Annotated in this window: 21 protein-coding genes; 17 read left to right on the top strand and 4 right to left on the bottom strand. The window is 39.4% G+C overall.

The window, feature by feature from the left end; translation table 11 throughout:
- Positions 1 to 96 precede the first annotated feature (96 nt).
- The 13 genes from ACN9MR_RS00780 to ACN9MR_RS00720 all read left to right on the top strand — a co-directional run bounded on the left by ACN9MR_RS00780 (position 97) and on the right by ACN9MR_RS00720 (position 11,546).
- Complete coding sequence (locus ACN9MR_RS00780; RefSeq protein ID WP_426327740.1) at positions 97 to 1,119, top strand: sensor histidine kinase; 1,023 nt, start codon at positions 97 to 99, stop codon at positions 1,117 to 1,119.
- A complete protein-coding gene (locus ACN9MR_RS00775; protein ID WP_426327739.1) occupies positions 1,116 to 1,892 on the top strand; it encodes a LytR/AlgR family response regulator transcription factor in 777 nt (258 codons plus the stop codon). Before ACN9MR_RS00780 ends, ACN9MR_RS00775 begins: the two co-directional genes overlap by 4 nt.
- Before the next feature lie 110 nt (positions 1,893 to 2,002).
- Positions 2,003 to 2,836, top strand: a complete 834-nt coding sequence (locus ACN9MR_RS00770) for a sterol desaturase family protein (RefSeq protein ID WP_426327738.1) — start codon at positions 2,003 to 2,005, stop codon at positions 2,834 to 2,836.
- A 23-nt stretch (positions 2,837 to 2,859) separates the two neighbouring features.
- Entirely contained in the window at positions 2,860 to 3,081 is a 222-nt protein-coding gene (locus ACN9MR_RS00765) for a hypothetical protein (protein WP_426327737.1), read from the top strand.
- 43 nt (positions 3,082 to 3,124) lie between these two features.
- Complete coding sequence (locus ACN9MR_RS00760; protein WP_426327736.1) at positions 3,125 to 3,514, top strand: hypothetical protein; 390 nt, start codon at positions 3,125 to 3,127, stop codon at positions 3,512 to 3,514.
- 84 nt (positions 3,515 to 3,598) lie between these two features.
- On the top strand, positions 3,599 to 4,642 hold the full coding sequence (locus ACN9MR_RS00755) for an alpha/beta hydrolase (protein WP_426327735.1): 1,044 nt from the start codon (positions 3,599 to 3,601) through the stop codon (positions 4,640 to 4,642).
- Positions 4,575 to 5,729: a serine hydrolase domain-containing protein gene (locus ACN9MR_RS00750; RefSeq protein ID WP_426327734.1), complete on the top strand. Its 1,155-nt coding sequence runs from the start codon at positions 4,575 to 4,577 to the stop codon at positions 5,727 to 5,729. Before ACN9MR_RS00755 ends, ACN9MR_RS00750 begins: the two co-directional genes overlap by 68 nt.
- 562 nt (positions 5,730 to 6,291) lie before the next feature.
- A complete protein-coding gene (locus tag ACN9MR_RS00745) occupies positions 6,292 to 8,835 on the top strand; it encodes a heavy metal translocating P-type ATPase (RefSeq protein ID WP_426327733.1) in 2,544 nt (847 codons plus the stop codon).
- A 132-nt stretch (positions 8,836 to 8,967) separates the two neighbouring features.
- Positions 8,968 to 9,213 (top strand): hypothetical protein, encoded by a 246-nt coding sequence (locus ACN9MR_RS00740; RefSeq protein WP_426327732.1) that lies wholly within the window; start codon positions 8,968 to 8,970, stop codon positions 9,211 to 9,213.
- Between the two features lie 314 nt (positions 9,214 to 9,527).
- Complete coding sequence (locus ACN9MR_RS00735) at positions 9,528 to 10,040, top strand: alpha-ketoglutarate-dependent dioxygenase AlkB (RefSeq protein ID WP_426327731.1); 513 nt, start codon at positions 9,528 to 9,530, stop codon at positions 10,038 to 10,040.
- Between the two features lie 10 nt (positions 10,041 to 10,050).
- Positions 10,051 to 10,383 (top strand): DUF2185 domain-containing protein, encoded by a 333-nt coding sequence (locus ACN9MR_RS00730; protein WP_426327730.1) that lies wholly within the window; start codon positions 10,051 to 10,053, stop codon positions 10,381 to 10,383.
- A 121-nt stretch (positions 10,384 to 10,504) separates the two neighbouring features.
- The gene (locus ACN9MR_RS00725) at positions 10,505 to 10,966 is read left to right on the top strand and encodes a DUF4262 domain-containing protein (RefSeq protein WP_426327729.1); all 462 of its coding nucleotides are present in this window, start codon (positions 10,505 to 10,507) and stop codon (positions 10,964 to 10,966) included.
- 100 nt (positions 10,967 to 11,066) lie between these two features.
- Entirely contained in the window at positions 11,067 to 11,546 is a 480-nt protein-coding gene (locus tag ACN9MR_RS00720) for a hypothetical protein (RefSeq protein ID WP_426327728.1), read from the top strand.
- Positions 11,547 to 11,746: 200 nt separating this feature from the next.
- Here the strand turns inward: ACN9MR_RS00720 and ACN9MR_RS00715 are convergent, their stop codons facing one another.
- Together ACN9MR_RS00715 and ACN9MR_RS00710 are read right to left on the bottom strand one after the other, a co-directional pair.
- Complete coding sequence (locus tag ACN9MR_RS00715) at positions 11,747 to 12,559, bottom strand: helix-turn-helix domain-containing protein (RefSeq protein ID WP_426327727.1); 813 nt, start codon at positions 12,557 to 12,559, stop codon at positions 11,747 to 11,749.
- Complete coding sequence (locus tag ACN9MR_RS00710) at positions 12,560 to 13,531, bottom strand: aldo/keto reductase (protein ID WP_426327726.1); 972 nt, start codon at positions 13,529 to 13,531, stop codon at positions 12,560 to 12,562.
- Between the two features lie 158 nt (positions 13,532 to 13,689).
- On the opposite strand from ACN9MR_RS00710, the gene ACN9MR_RS00705 reads away from it, so the two are divergent.
- Together ACN9MR_RS00705 and ACN9MR_RS00700 are read left to right on the top strand one after the other, a co-directional pair.
- Positions 13,690 to 14,397: a hypothetical protein gene (locus tag ACN9MR_RS00705; RefSeq protein WP_426327725.1), complete on the top strand. Its 708-nt coding sequence runs from the start codon at positions 13,690 to 13,692 to the stop codon at positions 14,395 to 14,397.
- 57 nt (positions 14,398 to 14,454) lie between these two features.
- Positions 14,455 to 14,949, top strand: a complete 495-nt coding sequence (locus ACN9MR_RS00700) for a hypothetical protein (protein ID WP_426327724.1) — start codon at positions 14,455 to 14,457, stop codon at positions 14,947 to 14,949.
- Positions 14,950 to 14,996: 47 nt separating this feature from the next.
- Here ACN9MR_RS00700 and ACN9MR_RS00695 read toward each other — a convergent pair whose 3' ends face one another.
- Together ACN9MR_RS00695 and ACN9MR_RS00690 are read right to left on the bottom strand one after the other, a co-directional pair.
- Positions 14,997 to 15,839: a helix-turn-helix domain-containing protein gene (locus tag ACN9MR_RS00695; RefSeq protein WP_426327722.1), complete on the bottom strand. Its 843-nt coding sequence runs from the start codon at positions 15,837 to 15,839 to the stop codon at positions 14,997 to 14,999.
- 121 nt (positions 15,840 to 15,960) lie between these two features.
- On the bottom strand, positions 15,961 to 16,449 hold the full coding sequence (locus tag ACN9MR_RS00690; RefSeq protein WP_426327721.1) for a hypothetical protein: 489 nt from the start codon (positions 16,447 to 16,449) through the stop codon (positions 15,961 to 15,963).
- Between the two features lie 296 nt (positions 16,450 to 16,745).
- Between ACN9MR_RS00690 and ACN9MR_RS00685 the strand changes: the two genes are divergently transcribed.
- Both ACN9MR_RS00685 and ACN9MR_RS00680 read left to right on the top strand, forming a co-directional pair.
- On the top strand, positions 16,746 to 17,333 hold the full coding sequence (locus ACN9MR_RS00685; RefSeq protein ID WP_426327720.1) for a Crp/Fnr family transcriptional regulator: 588 nt from the start codon (positions 16,746 to 16,748) through the stop codon (positions 17,331 to 17,333).
- Between the two features lie 90 nt (positions 17,334 to 17,423).
- Entirely contained in the window at positions 17,424 to 18,176 is a 753-nt protein-coding gene (locus ACN9MR_RS00680; protein WP_426327719.1) for an SDR family NAD(P)-dependent oxidoreductase, read from the top strand.
- Positions 18,177 to 18,340 lie beyond the last annotated feature (164 nt).

Here is an 18,340-nt window from a genome sequence, read left to right as displayed (position 1 = left end):
TAAGGACAAAGCATATTTTAGTCAACTGACCGCCAAATCTGTCAGCTTCGCCATGATTGAAAACTGTTTAATATTTTTTTTTCATAAGTTTAAACAATGGATAAAAATGAGCGACGAATTTCCTGGTATAGTTCGCTGTTAATCGCCTTATTGGTAAATACACCGAAGCTACTGGCTTTACGCGAAAAGGGAATTTTGGCGCAATACTGGCATTTTAATCCTTTGGAACTGCTATATCAGTTTTTATTCAATCTGCTCTTCTGTGGACTAATATTTCAATTAAACCTGAATCCATCTTCAAGGCTTAGTATTTATCGTGAAAAAAATAAAATTAGTCTGTATGTCATTTTAAATGCATTAATATTCTTTTTTGCTGTCTTTGTAGGAGGCGTGCTTCAAAACAAATTATTTTTTACGCCACAATTGCCGAAGGTTTACCTAGCGGGCAACTTCGTGCGATTATTCTTGAGTAGTATCTTAACTGGTATTCTGATTAAAATTGTCCTGCTTGTCCGTTCCTCTAAAAATAAGGAAGTAGAAAACGAGCAGCTCAAAATGGCCTACATGCAAACAGAACTGGAGCTTTTGAAAGAACAGATGAACCCACATTTTTTATTCAATTCTTTAAGTAGCCTCTCAGGTGTAATAAGGGAAAACCCTGCCTTGGCACAAAAATATGTCCGCGATTTATCTACCGTTTTTCGCTACGCTTTAAATCGTTCCAAAAATAATCTGGTAACACTTAGTGATGAATTAACGATGCTCAAGGCATTCGCCCGGCTCATTACCATGCGTTTGGAAAATGCCTTTAAAATGGAAATTAATATTCCCGCCGAAGTGCTGAATTATAAATTACCCCATTTGACTTTACAGCCTTTATTAGAAAATGCGGTGAAACACAACGCAGCAACCCTAACAAAGCCCTTAAATGTAAAGTTGTATATGGATGATGACCTCCTGGTTCTGCGCAATAACCTCAACGAAATTCCAACACCCGAAAGCAGCAACGGAATGGGACTTGCAAACCTGAACGAACGTTTTAAGATTATGGTGAAACAAGAAATCGAAATAAGCAAAAGCCAAAACGGATTTCTGGTAAAAATCCCTTTAAAAGCATGAAAACCATCCGTACTGTTGTTGTAGAAGATGAGGCCGTTACCTCAAGGAACCTCATTCACTTATTGGGAGAAATAGCGCATGATATTGATATTGTTTCAGTATTAAGTACAGTTGAAGAAGCAACTACCTGGTTTGCCGGCAATGAAAACATGTACGATTTAATTTTTATGGATATCAGGCTCGCCGATGGATTGTCTTTTGATATTTTCAAACGAATCGCCATCGATAAACCTGTAATTTTTGTAACCGCATATAACGATTACGCCATCACGGCTTTCAGAAACAATGGTATCGATTACATCTTAAAACCTTTTGACGAGGAAGAAATTGCCAATGCTGTTAACAAATACAAAAGATGGATGGGTAGTGCTACACCTCATGTTTTGCCTGTATTTGCAGATTTGGCTGCACAAATTGGCAACCTTTCAAAATCTTACAAAAAATCTTTCCTTATTCATTACCGTGATAAACTGATACCTGTTGAAACGGCTAAAATTTCATGGTTTTATACCGCTAATGAAATCGTTTACGCCAGAACAAACGACGACAGGCAATTTGTAATGGACTTTACCATGGAACAGCTGGAACAACAGCTTGAGCCAGATACTTTTTTCCGGGCAAACCGCCAGTTTCTGATCAACCGCCAGGCTATAACCGAAGTTGAATTTTATTTCAATGGAAGATTGTTGGTTAAAGTAAAACCAATAGCAGAAATGCAAATCCTGATCAGCAAAGCCCGTGTGCCTGAGTTTAAAAAATGGATGAACACTTAAATCGTTTCACCCCTTTGTTTTTCAGCTTCACCTGTTTTTAGGCCACATCCAAATTCATTTTTATTCAACTTTATCCTGTCTTAACAAGGCAGCATTTAGTTTAGATAAAAATGAAAAATCACATCGGTCCATATCGCATTTACATCCTATTATTCCTTTTTGTGTTAATTCTTGCCGAAATCATCTGGAGCTGGAAGAAAGAAAAAGGCACTTATGATGTTAAGGAAACTTTTTCCAACCTCGCTATTTTTGCAGGTTTTCAGTTTTCAAAATTCATATTTGCAGGTTATCAATTAACTATTCTGGGTTTCTTTGCAAATCTTATACCCGTTAAATTGCCGCACAATGCCTGGGTTTTCGGTTTAACATTTATCACTGCAGATTTTATCTATTATTGGTTTCATCGCTTTTCACACATCTGGAAACCGCTTTGGGCATTTCATTTGGTCCACCATTCGGCCATGCACATGAATTTAACGGCAGCCTACCGCCTTAACTGGTTTTCAGCAATTGTTAGTCCCTTGTTTTTTATCCCGGCTGCATTATTTGGTTTACCTACCGATTTTATTGTGATTTCTTATGCGCTTAACCTTACTTACCAATTTTTTCTACACACTGAAGCAGTTGGAAAATTAGGCCTGGTTGAGCACGTAATGGATACACCGTCATCGCACCGGGTTCACCATGGAAGCAACCCGATTTACATCGATAAAAACTTTGGTGGTGTCTTAATTATCTGGGATAAGCTATTTGGCACCTATCAACCGGAAACGGAAAAAGTACGGTATGGCCTGACTACCGGTTTTTTAAGTTATAATCCCTTCCGCCTGGTGGCTCAAGGCTTTATCAACTGGTTTAAGCCAAGAAGTTCAACTCCCGGTAATAACAGTTCAACCCCGAATCTTTCTGTTTCAACCAAAAAGCAGAAACATGCATTAAATTAATCCGTCTATTTAATAAAAAACACATGATGAAAAAGTTCATTTTAATTATCAGTATCGCGTTCTGGGCTGCACTGCCCGCAAATGCCCAAAGCAGAATAGTTGTAAGAACACCTGCTAAAAGAATCATTGTACATACCCGCCCAGTGAATGTCAGGCCTGTTGCAAGCGTTGTAGCGGTAAAACCCGCACCAATTGTAGTGGTAAAACCTACGTTGAGAAGAAGGGCAGTTGTTGTTCATCACTAATCTTAAGCAATTTTCATATTTTTAAATCAGTAGAAATCAAATCATGAAAACCCCTAAAATCACAAATTTGTTTGTTGCTTTATTGGCCTTATCAGTTTCCGGTTTAACCTCGGCGTTTGCTCAAAATAAAGCAAATGATTTAAAGAATAAAACGCCCGAAGAGCGGGCTAAATTTCAAACTGAAATGATGAAGAGTAAGCTCAACCTAACCGCCGAACAGCAAACTAAAATTGAAGTTATAAACTTAAACTATGCTAAAAAGTTCGAACCGGTTATAAAAAGCACCGATAGTAAAATAACACGCTTTAAACAAGCCATGTCTTTACAGAAGGCGAAGGATGAGGAGCTGAAAAAGGTATTTACAGCCAGCCAATATCAGCAATACGAAAAGTTTCAAGAGGCATTAAAAAGCACACTAAAAGATAAAATGTAATATGAAACCATCATGATTTTTCAAACCACACATTGGTATGAAAAAATCTGATAGCTTCATCACAATTAAAACAAATTTATACAGATGAAAAATTTACTCAGACTTTGCTTTTTACTATTGATTTTATCAGCTTGTGATAAAGGAGGCGATTCGCCATCAACAGAACCTATAGATGATGATTTAGATGGGCCAATTTCTCGACCTGCATCTGGATATGGAGCTGATGGCATTTACAAGGTTGCAGAGATCAATTTTGCAAACCCAACCTATTCCGGAACCAATGTAACTATTTTCTATCCTGCCGGGATTACCTCACCCAAAGGAACTATTTTCTATTCACATCCTTATGGCGGGGAAGATAAAAATTATGCAAGGGGCCTTTTCGAGTTCATTGCAAAAAAAGGTTTTGTAGTGGTTTTTGTGCCCTATCCAACAACCGGAGTTAGTATAGATGATAGATATAATACACTCTGGACAGGCTTTTTAAAGGCAGCAACAGACTATCCGAATCTCATCGACAAGACCCGCGTTGGCTTTATGGGGCATTCTTTTGGTGGAGGTGCTTCAATTGCCCTTGCTTATAAAGCGTTCACCGATTATGGCTGGGGGCAAAATGCCCGTTTCCTTTTCACCGTGGCACCCTGGTACAGTTATCAGATTACCAATACACAACTTCAGAATTTTCCTGCCAATACAAAAATGATTGCCCAGGTTTATGATGAAGATATTATTAACGACCACCGTTTAGCGATAGATATCTTTAAAAACATCAGCATCTCTACGGCAGAAAAAGATTTCATCTACATAAAATCGGCCACAATTGCAGGTTACACTTACCACACGGAACACACCATGCCAAACACAAGAACAGCGTATGATGCTTATGATTATTATGCCATTTACCGCCTGCTCGATACCATGATGGATTATAGTTTTAATGGCAATGAAGCGGCAAAAAGTGTGGCTTTAGGAAATGGTTCAACAGCACAAATAACCATGCCTGGATATAAAAATGAAGTTTTGCCACCGTTAGAAGTAAGCGATAATCCGGTGCCTAAATATGCACAAAGCCGATATGAATTTCAGTGCGGCAGTACAGTTAACCCCAGAATTGGAAATTGTAATTAAAAATATGAAGAAGTTGATTTTTAGTATCCTGATTTTATTTTGTTGCGGAAATTTAAACGCACAGAACTTCTCTAAAGTCGATACCTGGCTACAGGAACACGCCGATGTAATGGGCGGCAGAGTTTACCTCATACTCTATAAAGACGGGAAAATTGTGTATAGCAAAGGCGTGAGCGAGCTTTCTGCAAAACAGAAAATGGCGGGTAAAATCTTCACCAGGAGACAAGGCAAAACTGCCGATTTCAGCGATTACACCGCTACAACCAGACAGCAGATTGCCAGTTGTAGTAAATGGCTTGGTGCTGCTTTGATTATGACTTTTGTTGATGAAGGTAGCCTGAAACTTAGCGATACGGTTGGCAAATATCTTCCGGTTTTATCGAAATCGGGCAAAGGAAACATTACAATAAGTCAATGTTTGTCGCATATGACAGCCATAAAGGCGCCTGATTTAAAGGAGAGTTTAAGCGAAATGCGACAAACCAATAGCATGGATGAGGCCATCCAAACGATTGCTGCTTTGCCTATGGAGGGCGAACCTGGAAAGGTTTTTCGGTACAGCAATACCGGATTGCAAATCGCCGGAGCAGTGATTGAAAAAATCAGTGGCAAAAGCTTCGAAACCTTGTTTGCCGAAAGAATTGCCAAGCCTTTAGATATGAAAAATACCGATTTCGGGAAAGGTAAAGTTGCATTGCCTGCCGGTGGGGCGAGCAGTACACCAAACGATTACATGAATTTTCTTACTATGATTATAAATAAAGGCATTTTTAACGGCAAGAGAATTCTATCAGAAAATAGCGTAAACCAAATGCAAATTAACCGGGTAACTGGCGAAGTTAAAAAAGTATACGCACCCACCGAAGCAGGAAATTTTGGCTATGGCTACGGTGAATGGGTGATGGAAAATAGTATAAACAATAAACCCAGTAACGCTGTTACCAGTCCTGGCTTATTTGGCAGTTATCCCTGGATTGATAACCAAAAGAAAACGGCTGGCTTTTTAATGGCCTTTTACCTTAACAATAAAGGAAGACACGAATACTATGTTGAGTTAAAGAAGTTAGTTGATGAGGCCTTGAAGTAAAGGCAATGCCAAGTAATTCCACAATTAGAAGTTATTATTAATGCTTCTTCTTACTGCTGTACTACCCTTTGACGTTATTCGTTAAAACTTTTTCAAAATCTACAACTGCCTCACAATGCCCGTAAAGTTACGACATATTAAAGTTTGATAAATTCACTAAATCTCTTAATCGTTTGTATAACCTTGCCTGCTTGCTCATCCGGGAAGTGGAGACGATAACTCTTAAAAGATTAATGCCTACATTGATCTGTTAAAAAAACTGGTCTAGAAAAGATTCCCATATCCAGTTTTCTCCTCTTGATCTACGTATAATTATATAAAACATAAAGAAAATTGTATAAAGCTAATTGCAGGTCTTTATATAGATTTGTTATATAAAAATTAACCTTGAGTGCTTTAAAATGTGGGTCCCGCTAACCTACATTGCTCAGTACCGGCTGAACATAAATATATCCGGCTTTGCAGGACTAAGAACCCGGCGGGGACGGACTGGTGACTTGAATAAAATTGAATAACATTGCTATCCTCCGGTATTAATTTTAAATCCTAAAAAATCAAAAACATGGAACATCGCTATAGAATAAGCGGAATGAGCTGTCAGGGCTGCAGGGCAAAAGTTGAAAATGCACTAAACTCGATTGATGGCATTTCTGCAAAGGTATCCCTGGAGTCGGCTGAAGCCGTTATTAGCATGGAAAAACATGTCCCAACCGAGAAATTGCAAAAGACACTATCTGCGGCGGGAAATTACAGTATTGAGATGGGATCTCATGAAAAAGAGGTTTTAAAAGCACCCGGGCAAATAAATAGTGCTCATTATGAATCAGAACACCAACATCATTCGCCAGCTAAAAAAAACGATATAAACCAAGGAGGAGAAGTATTCTATTGTCCGATGCATTGCGAGGGCGAAAAGACTTATGCAAGAGCGGGGCATTGCCCTGTATGCGGAATGGACCTGGTGAAACAGCCTGAAAAGAACCGATCGTTACAGTTTACCTGTCCTATGCATCCCGAAGTTATCAGGAATGAACCGGGAGCGTGCCCAATCTGTGGGATGGATCTGGTTCCTACCGGAGCAGTTCTGGAAGAAGAAGATAAAACTTATGATTCGCTGCTCGGAAAGTTTAAGATTGCAGCAGCATTTACTATACCCATTTTTGTCATCGCAATGACGGAAATGATTCCCAATAACCCACTGTTTGATTTGCTGGAACTTAAATACTGGAACTGGATCCAGTTTGGATTATCCATTCCTGTAGTTTTCTATGCTACCTGGATGTTCTTTCAGCGCGCCTGGATATCGGTGATAACCTGGAAACTGAATATGTTTACCCTTATAGGAATAGGTGCGGGAGTAGCCTGGCTTTTCAGCCTGGTTGCACTGATTTTCCCCGGTATTTTTCCTGCCCAGTTTAAAACGCACCACGGGACGGTCTTTGTTTATTTTGAAGCGGCAACGGTTATCCTGACATTGGTACTGCTCGGACAACTTTTAGAGGCGAGGGCGCATGGGAAAACCAATAGTGCCATCAAGGAGCTATTGAAACTAGCCCCAAACACCGCTACAAAAGTGGTTGGGGATAAGGAAGTGTCGGTACCCATTGAAGACATCCAGAAAGGAGATTTTCTAAGGGTAAAGCCCGGAGAAAGTATTCCGGTAGACGGCAGCATTGAGATTGGAGAAGCGGTAATTGATGAATCGATGATTTCAGGAGAACCAGTTCCTGTGGAGAAAAAAACAGGCGAAAAGGTAACTTCGGGAACAATCAACGGAAATAAGACTTTTGTAATGGTAGCTGAAAAGGTAGGCTCGGAGACCCTCTTATCTCAGATCATCGAAATGGTAAATTCTGCCAGCCGCTCTAAAGCACCCATCCAAAAGATGGCCGATAAGATCTCCGGGTATTTCGTGCCGGTTGTGGTGCTCATATCCATTATAACATTTTTATTATGGGCATTATACGGTCCCGATCCGGCGTATGTTTATGCCTTTGTAAATGCAATAGCGGTATTGATTATTGCATGTCCATGCGCCCTGGGTCTTGCAACACCAATGTCTGTAATGGTGGGTATTGGCAAGGGTGCTCATTCGGGTATCCTGATAAAGAATGCCGAATCGCTGGAGAAAATGAATACGATTGAGGTAGTTGTGATTGACAAAACCGGAACGGTAACAGAAGGTAAACCTTCGGTCGAAAAAGTGGTTAGCGTAAATTCAAGCTTTACCGGAATGGATATTCTAGAAAGAATTGTGGCTTTGAACAGTAGCAGTGAACATCCGCTGGCACAGGCAACTTTACGCTATGGCGAAGAAAACAAAATAGAAGTTAAGCCCCTAACAAGCTTTGAGGCAATCACGGGAATGGGCGTAACAGGCAATTTGGGATCGGAAATACTGGCTTTAGGCAACCAGAAATTAATGGAGCAGGTTAAAGCGGTAATCAATCCTGAATTAAAAGAACAGGTTAAGGCTGCTCAAAAAGAGGGCAAAACGGTGTCTTATCTGTCTATAGGAGAAAAAGCAGTCGGGTATATTGTGATTTCTGATCAGATTAAGCCTTCGAGTGCATCTGCTATACAAAAACTCCAGAGGGAGGGTATAAAGGTTATGATGCTTACCGGCGATAATGACGACACAGCTAAAGCAGTTAGCAAAACGCTGAAATTAGACGGCTATAAAGCCCAGATGCTTCCTGAAGATAAATTAAAGGAAATAAAAAGACTCCAGGCTGAAGGCAAAAAGGTGGCGATGGCAGGAGATGGCATTAACGACGCTCCCGCACTTTCCCAGGCTGATATCGGCATAGCCATGGGAACAGGAACCGATGTGGCCATACAAAGCGCAGGGATCACGCTTGTAAAAGGAGATTTAAACGGGATCGCAAAAGCAAGGTTATTGAGCCACAAAGTGATGGCAAACATCAAGGGCAATCTCTTTTTTGCACTTGGATACAATATTGTGGGCATCCCGGTTGCTGCCGGCCTGCTCTATCCTTTTTTCGGGGTCCTGCTCTCACCAATGATCGCAGCGCTTGCTATGAGTTTGAGTTCCGTTTCCGTTATCCTCAATTCCCTGCGCCTCAGGAATGCAAATATCGATTGATTTTTTAGCAACGGGTAAACTGGACGATAACTTTCTTACCAGACGGAAAATAGGCTGGAGATGCTTAGGTTATTTATAATTAGCCATTAGGCCATAACCAAATGGGGGATCGATATTTTTGGGAGACTTGGGATGACGGAAAAACAGCAACAATATATTCGGGTATTGTTGGAGAACCAGGCCAGCAAAATAAAATTACAGGTGGGCTTTTTTTCAAATTTCCGTAAAAAAGTGCAAAAGGAAATTGATGCTAAACTAAAAGAAGGCTATGCCGAATTGGTGATGATGAAATGGCTTTTTTGGAAGTTGAATATATTATCGACGGCTTCGGAACAGATGAAGACCTTGATAAACGCCATAGACTGGAAAATCACTTAAACGAACTTTTAGGTTGGACTGGACTTGGATATGTTGATGGTGGTAGTATTGGAAGCGGAACAATGGAAGCAGGCTGTATAGTTGTGGACTTTGACATCGCAAAAAAATAATCGAGGAAAATTTGAAGAACACAGAATTTGGAGACTATTCGCGAATATTTAAAATGAGTGACGAATAGTCGTGATCATATTAAAGGTTCTCCCTTCTAGCGCATTCTTAGTTCCCTTATCTAAACAATAGCTAGAATGTGCTTTCATTAATTTAACCCTATTACACCTAAATGTATTTAACAAACAATATATTTAGACTTATAAATGGACGGCATAACTTATATTGAAAATTTTATTGACAATCCCAGTCAATTATTTAACCTATTAACATCCACGGTAAAATGGGACGAACGAATGACTGCTCGTAAAACAGCGAGTTTCGGTAAGGCTTATAATTATTCTCAAATCGAATATCCTTACCAGGCGTTTTTGCCAGAACTTGAGGTCATCAATAAAAAATTGAAAACTGTAATTGGTTTCGAACCTAACAACTGTTTAATTAATTATTATTTAGATGGAAAAGCTAAAATGGGCTACCATTCAGATCAAACCGATATCTTAGTTACTGGTACTGGCATTGCGATTGTTTCTATCGGAGAAACAAGAACTTTAAAATTCAGGAGCATCGAAAATCCAGATTTGTTTATAAATTACGAACTAACCTCAGGTAGTTTGGTATATATGACACAAGAAATTCAAACTCTTTGGCAACATTCGATACCCAAATCTGACACTGAAAATGGTAGAATCAGCCTAACTTTTAGGCAAATATTATAGCAAGGAATACATGCAAAACAGTAAGAAATTTAAACTATGTCCTGATCAGATCAAAGATCTCATCCCACATATGGGCGGATGCCTAGCTACTGACAAAATCACAGTAGAGGGGCTACCAGTTAAATTCATGTATAGGCAGAAACCAGATTTCGAACATGATACTGGGTGGATTTTTCTATCTGGTACAGAAACACAAGCATACCTTGATGATCATACCAACACCATGATTTACGAAGTAAATACCATCGCTAACTATGATAATGCAATCATTCCTTATCTTAGCTTACCAATCGGAACCGATTTAGAACGAGTGGATGAAACAGGCACATTCATCTCCTGCTAAAGCAAGCATGTCGCGTGTGCAAATTTCGCAATGCTAAGCGTGTTACTAAATCAATCAGAATATCTAATAACCGTACTTGCCCATATTTAGATTATCTGCTATTTTGCAAAAAAGTTTTCCAATGAAGACAACCGAGGCTCAAAAGAAAAAATATTTCAAAAATGTCAATGATAATATCCGTAAAGATGGTTATCATACCACTGCTATATTAGAAGCCGAAAATGCTACACCTTTTGCTTATTCAACAGGAATTTATGAGAATTTCAAAATCCCGGAGTTGTTCATTTCGGGTCTTGGTCCAAACCTTTCTGGCCAATTAATTAAAAGTTATGCAGATCAATATAAGTTTGGGAATGTTCCGCTAAATAATAGAATTACAGACTTAACGGAAAGATTTCCGGTATACTTTATAAAGGTTACCAATGAAAGTTTATCTGATTATGTGTTATCTTCAATCAGGCACTATGAGGACAAAAAATATGAGTATTTACAAGTCGTATTTCCCGACTTAAATGGAAATTTCCCAAATGAGCCAAACTATGATTATGACCAGAAAATTGTTGGAGAATTCGAACCAACATAAAAGTAGAAAGAAACAGGCACATTCATCGACTATGAAGAATAGATAATATCAAAAATATCCCCTATAAAAAAAATAGAATTAAAAGGAAATCAAAATTAGCATGCTTAAACTGTACAAATTAATAAATAATAAGCTTCATTATTGGGAGACTTGGGATGACGGAAAAACAGCAACAATACATTCGGGTATTGTTGGAGAACCTGGCGAGCAAAATAAAGTTACAGGTGGGCTTTTTTCAAATTTCCGTAAAAAAGTGCAAAAGGAAATTAGTGCTAAACTAAAAGAAGGCTATGCCGAATTTGATGATGATGAAATGGCTTTCTTGGAAGTTGAATATATTATCGACGGCTTCGGAACAGATGAAGACCTTGATAAACGCCATAGACTTGAAAATCACTTAAACGAACTTTTAGGTTGGACTGGAATTGGATATGTTGATGGTGGTAGTATTGGAAGCGGAACAATGGAAGCAGGCTGTATAGTTGTGGACTTTGACATCGCAAAAAAAATAATCGAGGAAAATTTGAAGAACACAGAATTTGGAGACTATTCGCGAATATTTAAAATGGGTGACGAATAGTTGTGATCACATTAACACACACACCTACTAACTCTACACTGAGCAGATCCGAATTGAGGGACAAATGTTTTTTCGTTTTCGACTATAGAAAGGTCTTCGACAAGCTCAGACTGACAACGCCACCGTACTTAACTTAATGACAATAGTCTTAGTACAACTACCTAACAACGACCAGAATGTGCTATTGTTAAATCCATACCTTAAGAATTTAGCGCAGTAGGTGCCATGCCGAACTTCTTTTTGAAAGAATGTGAGAAGTGTGACAGGCTTTCGAAGCCAAGATCCAGATAAATGGCAGAAGGTTTTTGATGTTTGCTTTCGATGAGGTGTTTGGCTTCCGTCAGCCTTTTATCCTGAAGCCAATGACGGGGTGGAACACCGAATGTTTTCAGGAAATCGCGTTTAAAACCAGCCAGGCTGCGACCAGTAAGCTGCGCGAATTTTTCGATAGGCACATTAAAATGATAGTTGCTCAGCATAAACTTTTCCAGGTCTATTTTATGCGGTTCTGAAAAGTCGAACAAAAAGTTACGCAGTGCCGGCAGGGCAAGTAGTAGTAATTTAATGCCTTCTTTCACTTTCAAAATGCCCATTTCGTCGGTCATGGTGGCGCCCGAGCTTCGGGCATAGGGAATAATCGATTGAAAATACCCTTTCAGGAATTCGTTTGATGGAATCAGGATATTTGGCGGGCCAATATATTTTTGGTCTGCTGTTAACTTTTCTTCCAATACGATCTTGCGCAAAAGATCTTCCTGCAGGGATATGACTATGGTTTCATAGTTTCCTCCAGGCAGCGGTGTTTTGGTGAGCGTACCCAGCTGGTTTTTGCCAATCAGCAGTACTTCGCCTCCCGTCATCGAAATACTTTGCCCAGCAGTTTCTAAAGTGAACTGGCCCGAAACCTGTAGTACCAGCGTATGGTGGTTCCAGAAACACACTTTCTCTTTCCGCTGGGCAGAGAGATATGAGTAAAAGATTACGCCCGGAAGGATTTCTGCTGGACTGGTCATTTATCGTTGTAAGTAAGTACCGCCACGTATGGCACCTATTGCAAAAGTAGTATTTAAAGTATTCATTTCCTGCGGCGTAAATACAATATCCATTGCTTTAAGATTTTCGGGCAAACGCGATCTGCGGCTCATACTCACTAAAGGCATAATATGATCGCCCTGCTCCTTTACCCAGGCAATGGCCAGCTGCGTAGGTGTACAGCCCTTATGCTGGGCCATTTGTTTCAGTACTTCTACTTTTTCGAGGTTGTGTACCAAGTTTTCGCCCTGAAAGCGGGAGAAATGGCTATGGTAATCGTTTTCTGCAAGCGGCGCTTTCATTTCACCGGTTAATAAACCTTCTGCGGTATTGGCAAAGGCCACTACAGCAATGCCCAGTTCTTTTGCTGTTGGCAACAGTTCGCTTTCGATCTGACGGTCGGCCAGTGAATAGCCGATTTCGAGCGCACTGATAAGGTGAGTATTGTTTGCTTGGCGAAGCTGATCAGCCGTAATTTCAGACACGCCAATGTAACGCACCTTACCTTCTTTAATCAGGTCGGCAACCGTTCCGATGATGTCTGCTACCGGCACGCTATCGTCCATTCGGCAGGGCTGATAGAGGTCGATGGTTTCGATACCCAAACGTGTTAAAGAGTAATTGATAAAATTTTTGATCGCAATGGGCCGCAGATCTAATCCAAGCCACTGGCCGTTATGAAAAATGGCACCGAATTTTACGCTGATAAAAGCGTCATCGCGCCTGTCTTTAATCGCTTTGCCAATTAACATTTCATTATGACCGGCACCATAGAAGTCGCCTGTGTTTAAAAAGTTAATGCCACGATCTAATGCTTCCTGAATGGTGGCTATACTCTCTGTTTCGCTCGGTGTAGCACCACCCCAAACAGAAGACATACGCATACAGCCTAAACCAAGTTTAGATACGAAGGGGCCATTTTGACCCAACTGAATTTTTGTAATGTTGTTCATGAAACAAAGATCAGCATTCGAAACACCGAAGGCTTTCTTCTACGGCTCAAATATTTTGTCTGTACGGCTCAATGGGATTGAGTTATTTATAATCCGGGTAGTCTTAATGAGTGATGTATATTTATAAGTTAGTTGTAACTTTACGGAGACCTACAAAAATGATACTACCTTCTGACAAGGAATACACGCAAACCAAAAGAATAATTCTTGGGACCGAAAAAATGAAACCCGAGTTTGTTCCACTTGCTGAATGGATTGACAAAACTTTTGAAGTAAAGACGATTAATATCATTTATGACATAGCTTACGACAAAAAACCACGATTGCAAATTTGCTTTGAGTTTGAGGGAGAAAAGGATAAGTTTTTAACTCACGATATTTCATATTTCAACAAAGAAAAACAGAAGCTAATTGCTGAAAAATTTAAAGAGACCATTGATCAACAAGGTTTGGGAAAATCGGTCAACACTTTACAGTCTTTTTTAAAACCCACACAAAACGGGATATATGTCACAGACAACATTTTTGTAATTTATGGTGCATTTGAACCTGTGGCCAAACTAGAAGCCTCATACAAAATAACGGAAGAACAAACCCAAAGTTTTATAACTTCATTTAACAATGAAGACATTTGGACAATATCGATTGGTTTTACAATTCCCACAGTCTTTATGTTTACGGACGAAAAGGTGAAAGAATATGATAACCCTGAATTTAAAAAATTTTTGGCAGACAAATATTTTGACTTTATAAAACCGCTTGACGAATTCAACTATTTTAGACGAGAAGATATTCAAGTATATTTAGACAGTAAAGAAAATTTTGACAATAACTATCAGAGCAATTGGTATTACTATTACAAATAAAAACGCTGGCTGTTTGAATCAAAAAACTATTCGGCAAATAAGGTTGAAAGCAGCAATATGAGCAGACTAAAAAAACATAGGGGACTTAGACGTTATTATAAAAACCTTAGGGTAAAAAACAACAATTGGTCTGGATTGAACTTCTACGACCCTGAACATGCCTGGTTTGATTTATGGCATACACATTTTGACTGGCGTGGTTATGGCAATAATAGTTTTAAAAAACGCAAGCCTCATCTCGACAAACTATTAAGACATTTTGATCTACTCGAAGAAAAAGCAAAGTCTTTGCAAACTGATTATCAAATATGGGCAACGTTGATCGATTTCGACAGTTATCACGATGCCTTATTTTTACACACGCCTAATCCAAACCATAGCAATTTTCCCTGGACAATGAAAGATCTTTCCAAAACAACTACTTTATCGAACAAGGAATTAAACTATTACATTGATGCCCTGCCAGGCTATGAAAAACGATATGGACAAGCAGATGAGGCCTTTTGTGTGCTTTTCAAGAAAAATCTTGGCATCCCCGTAGTACCCATCTAATTATGTAATTTATAAATTAACGCTAATTTACGGATAGCTACACCCAACTAACGCTGCCGAAAATCACTAGGTGTACACTTGTATTTATCGCGAAAGCTTTTGGTAAAATTGGCCAAATCGTTATAGCCACAATTAAAAGCAATGTCTTTAATCCTTTCGTTCGAAATTAACAGCAGTTCGGCCGCTTTTTCGAGCCTTTTGGTTTTGATATAATTGGCTGGTGTATCGTTGTAATGTCTGGCAAATTCGCGTTTAAAAGAAGATAAACTCAAATTATTAAGTTGTGCCAGGGCTTCGATACTGAGTTGTTCAAACAGGTTGGCCTCAATAATCTGCTTAAACGTATAGGTGGTAGGCGAAAAAAGCTGTGCAAATATGGTTTGTATGGCCCGGGCATTAGCGGTTTGGGCCAGCAGCAGGATAATTTCTTTTAACTTTAAAACCAGTATATCTTCGTTAACCAGTGCCGGATGCTGAAAATAAAACAGCAAGCCTTCGATATATTTTTCGATTAAAAAATTGTTGCTTAAAATTTCGACACTTTTGTTCGAAACCAGCTGATCGGGTGCCTGAAGAATGACCGGCATCTCCCGATCGTAGATCCGCTTTAAAATATCGGGATGAAAATTAACGACCATAATTTCGTTAATCCCCCCTTCATTTAAGTTACTAATGGTTTTGCTTGCTTGTATACAATTTAAAAACAAAGCATGTTTATGCGGTATATTTACCCGGTCTTCATCGCGGTGATATTGCATTTCGCCCTGTAACATGTACAAAAAGCAGGCATTATCGGTAATGGGAAAATCGAAGGTAAAAGGTGCCTTTATCCTGATGTTTTGGATAATGGATTTACCAAACAAATCGTATTTTTTATGGTCAATGATCATATTTAAAAAACCTTCAGCTATAAAAATAGAAAAACTAATGCATGGTTTGGCTTTTCTTCTCCCCTTGCATTAGCTTATCCGGTGTAGCATATCCTTTATCCGAAAACCACAAAGCTTTACTTTACCGTACTTTAAGTGCATTGCGTTGTTTAATGTACTGGTAGATGGCACCGCCAATAAATGCGATTAAGAGCACCAGTAATGTTTGGGCAATGATAGGATCGGTAGGGTTTTTGGCCAGTGGATGCCCCAGCGGAACCCGGGTAAAGGTTTCGTTCACAGTAGGAATGAGCGACAGAAAGAAGCTGAAAGAGAGCAAAAAATTCTCTATATACCGGGCCTTATTATTGGCACTTCGTTTTACCGAAAGCCAAAAAGCCACCACCACCAAAATAAAAATGAATACCGAAAAAATATGCCCGGCATTAAAGCCTCCATGTTTGGAGATTCCCAATGCAGTTAAAGCCGTAACAGCAGTGGTATAAAAGTATATTTTACCACTAAGCTGCGTTAAATCAATTTTGCCAAAGCGTACAAATGAAATGATTGCCGCTACAATGGCCACGATACCAATGATGGTATGAAAAATTCCTAAACCTGATAGTCCCATAGTCTTTTTTGTTGAGTATGTAATTGTTTTACAAAAATGGCTATAGCAAGGTTAAGGGGTTTTGTTTATTCGTTCAATTAATTGGTAATCCCGTTCAAAAATGACCAGACATGTTGTTACCAGCCTAAAGTAACGGACAGTCTTGTGCTTTGGTTATGGCAGGTATGACATTATTAGAAGATTGGGTTAAGTGCCTTTTCCTGCAATTGAACAAGAACAAGTTTGAATAACCAAAAAGGCAGCAAAAAATAAGCTGAAAGTTTTATTTTTGAAGATTCTCCTTAAGCACCCTAAAGATGGATAATTTTCAAGCGCTGTTCGATTATGTACAAAAACTTTCTGGCAAAACGCTTTCAGCGGAAGATAAGCAAATATTTATCGCACATTTCAAACCTAAAAAAATCCGTAAGCGACAATACTTTTTACAGGAAGGGGATGTATGTAAATATACCGGATTTATTGTGAAAGGCGCTGCCAAGACGTTTACGGTAGATGAAAAAGGGCATGAACATATACTAAAATTAAGTATTGAAAACTGGTGGTTAGCCGATTTTGAAAGTTTTTACAAGTTGACACCAAGCCGCTTTAACATAGAAGCGCTGGAAGATATGGAGATCTTACAAATAACCCATAACCTGGTAGAAGAATTCATAAAGCCTATTCCTGCCTTTTCAGCGATGCAGAACGTGCTGAGCCAAAACAACACCATTGCTACCCAGAAAAGGATGCAGTCTTCTATCAGTCAAACCGGAGAAGAGCGGTTTCAAGAACTCGTTAACGATTATCCTCACTTTATACAGCGGTTCCCGCAAAATTTAATTGCTTCCTACCTGGGTTTAACACCGGAAACCTTAAGCCGGATCAGAAAGAACTCCTCAAAATAGATTGATCTTTGTTAAGCTTATTTAATGACTTTTGATAAGATGCAGTTCGTTGCGCAGGTGCATCTTTGGATCAACATTAAATTTAAGATCATGAGTAAATTAAAAAACAAAGTAGCCGTAATTACAGGTGGCAATAGCGGTATTGGATTTGGTATTGCCGAAGCATTTAAAAGTGAAGGCGCTACCGGAGCTATTGTAGGTAGAAATCACCTAACTTTAGAACTTTCTGCTGCTCAACTGGGCAGTGATTTTATAGCCATCAACGCAGATGTAACTAACCTTGCTGATTTAGAACGGGTTTTTAAAGATACAACCGAAAAATTCGGTAAAATAGATGTACTGGTAGCTAACGCCGGTGCCGGAACAACCGGAACAGTGGCAGACGTAAGCGAGGCGGAATATAACAAAACCATGGACCTTAACCTGAAAAGCGTTTATTTCACTGTACAAAAAGCGTTACCTTATATGAATGATGGCGGGGCTATAATTCTTATCGGATCAAATGCCGCACATCGGGCATACCCATCATTTGGGCTTTATGGCGCAGCAAAGGCTGCAGTGATCTTTTTAGCGAAAAGTTTTTCAAACGACCTGCTCACCAGAAAAATCAGGGTAAATGTAATAACACCGGGTACTACGGACACACCTGCATTTGATAAGTTCGTTCCTGCTGAACAAATCGAAGCAGTGAAAACGCAATTTGCAAGCGTGATGCCGATAGGCAGGATCGGGCAGCCATCAGACATTGGTAAAACTGCTGTTTTCCTTGCTTCTGAAGATTCTTCGTTTTTGCTTGGCGCTGAACTTCTTGTTGATGGTGGCATGACCTACTTAGCTAAGTAATTTCTAATCTACTGGTATGAGTTCAAACTCGTACCAGTGATTACCGGTTGGTAAGGAGCCTGCAGCAAAATATCGGGGATATTCAACTGGCTTTCCTTTCATGGCCACTTGGAGTTGATCCATGGATATTGCAGTACTACATTTAGTAGAATGCAACAATTTTC

Origin of the sequence: Pedobacter sp. R-06 (assembly GCF_049913135.1) — a bacterium.
Classification (GTDB): domain Bacteria; phylum Bacteroidota; class Bacteroidia; order Sphingobacteriales; family Sphingobacteriaceae; genus Pedobacter.
Note: the sequence above shows the minus strand (reverse complement) of the source record. Positions and strands in the feature narration are given on the sequence as shown.

What these genes read in the sequence shown, in the direction of transcription:
- ACN9MR_RS00690 (WP_426327721.1), bottom strand. Translation starts at nt 16,449, where the DNA reads ATGGGACTATCAGGTTTAGGAATTTTTCATACCATCATTGGTATCGTG.
- ACN9MR_RS00770 (WP_426327738.1), top strand. Translation starts at nt 2,003, where the DNA reads ATGAAAAATCACATCGGTCCATATCGCATTTACATCCTATTATTCCTT.
- ACN9MR_RS00695 (WP_426327722.1), bottom strand. Translation starts at nt 15,839, where the DNA reads ATGATCATTGACCATAAAAAATACGATTTGTTTGGTAAATCCATTATC.
- ACN9MR_RS00750 (WP_426327734.1), top strand. Translation starts at nt 4,575, where the DNA reads ATGCACAAAGCCGATATGAATTTCAGTGCGGCAGTACAGTTAACCCCA.
- ACN9MR_RS00685 (WP_426327720.1), top strand. Translation starts at nt 16,746, where the DNA reads ATGGATAATTTTCAAGCGCTGTTCGATTATGTACAAAAACTTTCTGGC.
- ACN9MR_RS00765 (WP_426327737.1), top strand. Translation starts at nt 2,860, where the DNA reads ATGATGAAAAAGTTCATTTTAATTATCAGTATCGCGTTCTGGGCTGCA.
- ACN9MR_RS00775 (WP_426327739.1), top strand. Translation starts at nt 1,116, where the DNA reads ATGAAAACCATCCGTACTGTTGTTGTAGAAGATGAGGCCGTTACCTCA.
- ACN9MR_RS00755 (WP_426327735.1), top strand. Translation starts at nt 3,599, where the DNA reads ATGAAAAATTTACTCAGACTTTGCTTTTTACTATTGATTTTATCAGCT.
- ACN9MR_RS00735 (WP_426327731.1), top strand. Translation starts at nt 9,528, where the DNA reads ATGGACGGCATAACTTATATTGAAAATTTTATTGACAATCCCAGTCAA.
- ACN9MR_RS00725 (WP_426327729.1), top strand. Translation starts at nt 10,505, where the DNA reads ATGAAGACAACCGAGGCTCAAAAGAAAAAATATTTCAAAAATGTCAAT.
- ACN9MR_RS00715 (WP_426327727.1), bottom strand. Translation starts at nt 12,559, where the DNA reads ATGACCAGTCCAGCAGAAATCCTTCCGGGCGTAATCTTTTACTCATAT.
- ACN9MR_RS00780 (WP_426327740.1), top strand. Translation starts at nt 97, where the DNA reads ATGGATAAAAATGAGCGACGAATTTCCTGGTATAGTTCGCTGTTAATC.
- ACN9MR_RS00740 (WP_426327732.1), top strand. Translation starts at nt 8,968, where the DNA reads ATGACGGAAAAACAGCAACAATATATTCGGGTATTGTTGGAGAACCAG.
- ACN9MR_RS00730 (WP_426327730.1), top strand. Translation starts at nt 10,051, where the DNA reads ATGCAAAACAGTAAGAAATTTAAACTATGTCCTGATCAGATCAAAGAT.
- ACN9MR_RS00680 (WP_426327719.1), top strand. Translation starts at nt 17,424, where the DNA reads ATGAGTAAATTAAAAAACAAAGTAGCCGTAATTACAGGTGGCAATAGC.
- ACN9MR_RS00760 (WP_426327736.1), top strand. Translation starts at nt 3,125, where the DNA reads ATGAAAACCCCTAAAATCACAAATTTGTTTGTTGCTTTATTGGCCTTA.
- ACN9MR_RS00700 (WP_426327724.1), top strand. Translation starts at nt 14,455, where the DNA reads ATGAGCAGACTAAAAAAACATAGGGGACTTAGACGTTATTATAAAAAC.
- ACN9MR_RS00710 (WP_426327726.1), bottom strand. Translation starts at nt 13,531, where the DNA reads ATGAACAACATTACAAAAATTCAGTTGGGTCAAAATGGCCCCTTCGTA.
- ACN9MR_RS00745 (WP_426327733.1), top strand. Translation starts at nt 6,292, where the DNA reads ATGGAACATCGCTATAGAATAAGCGGAATGAGCTGTCAGGGCTGCAGG.
- ACN9MR_RS00720 (WP_426327728.1), top strand. Translation starts at nt 11,067, where the DNA reads ATGCTTAAACTGTACAAATTAATAAATAATAAGCTTCATTATTGGGAG.
- ACN9MR_RS00705 (WP_426327725.1), top strand. Translation starts at nt 13,690, where the DNA reads ATGATACTACCTTCTGACAAGGAATACACGCAAACCAAAAGAATAATT.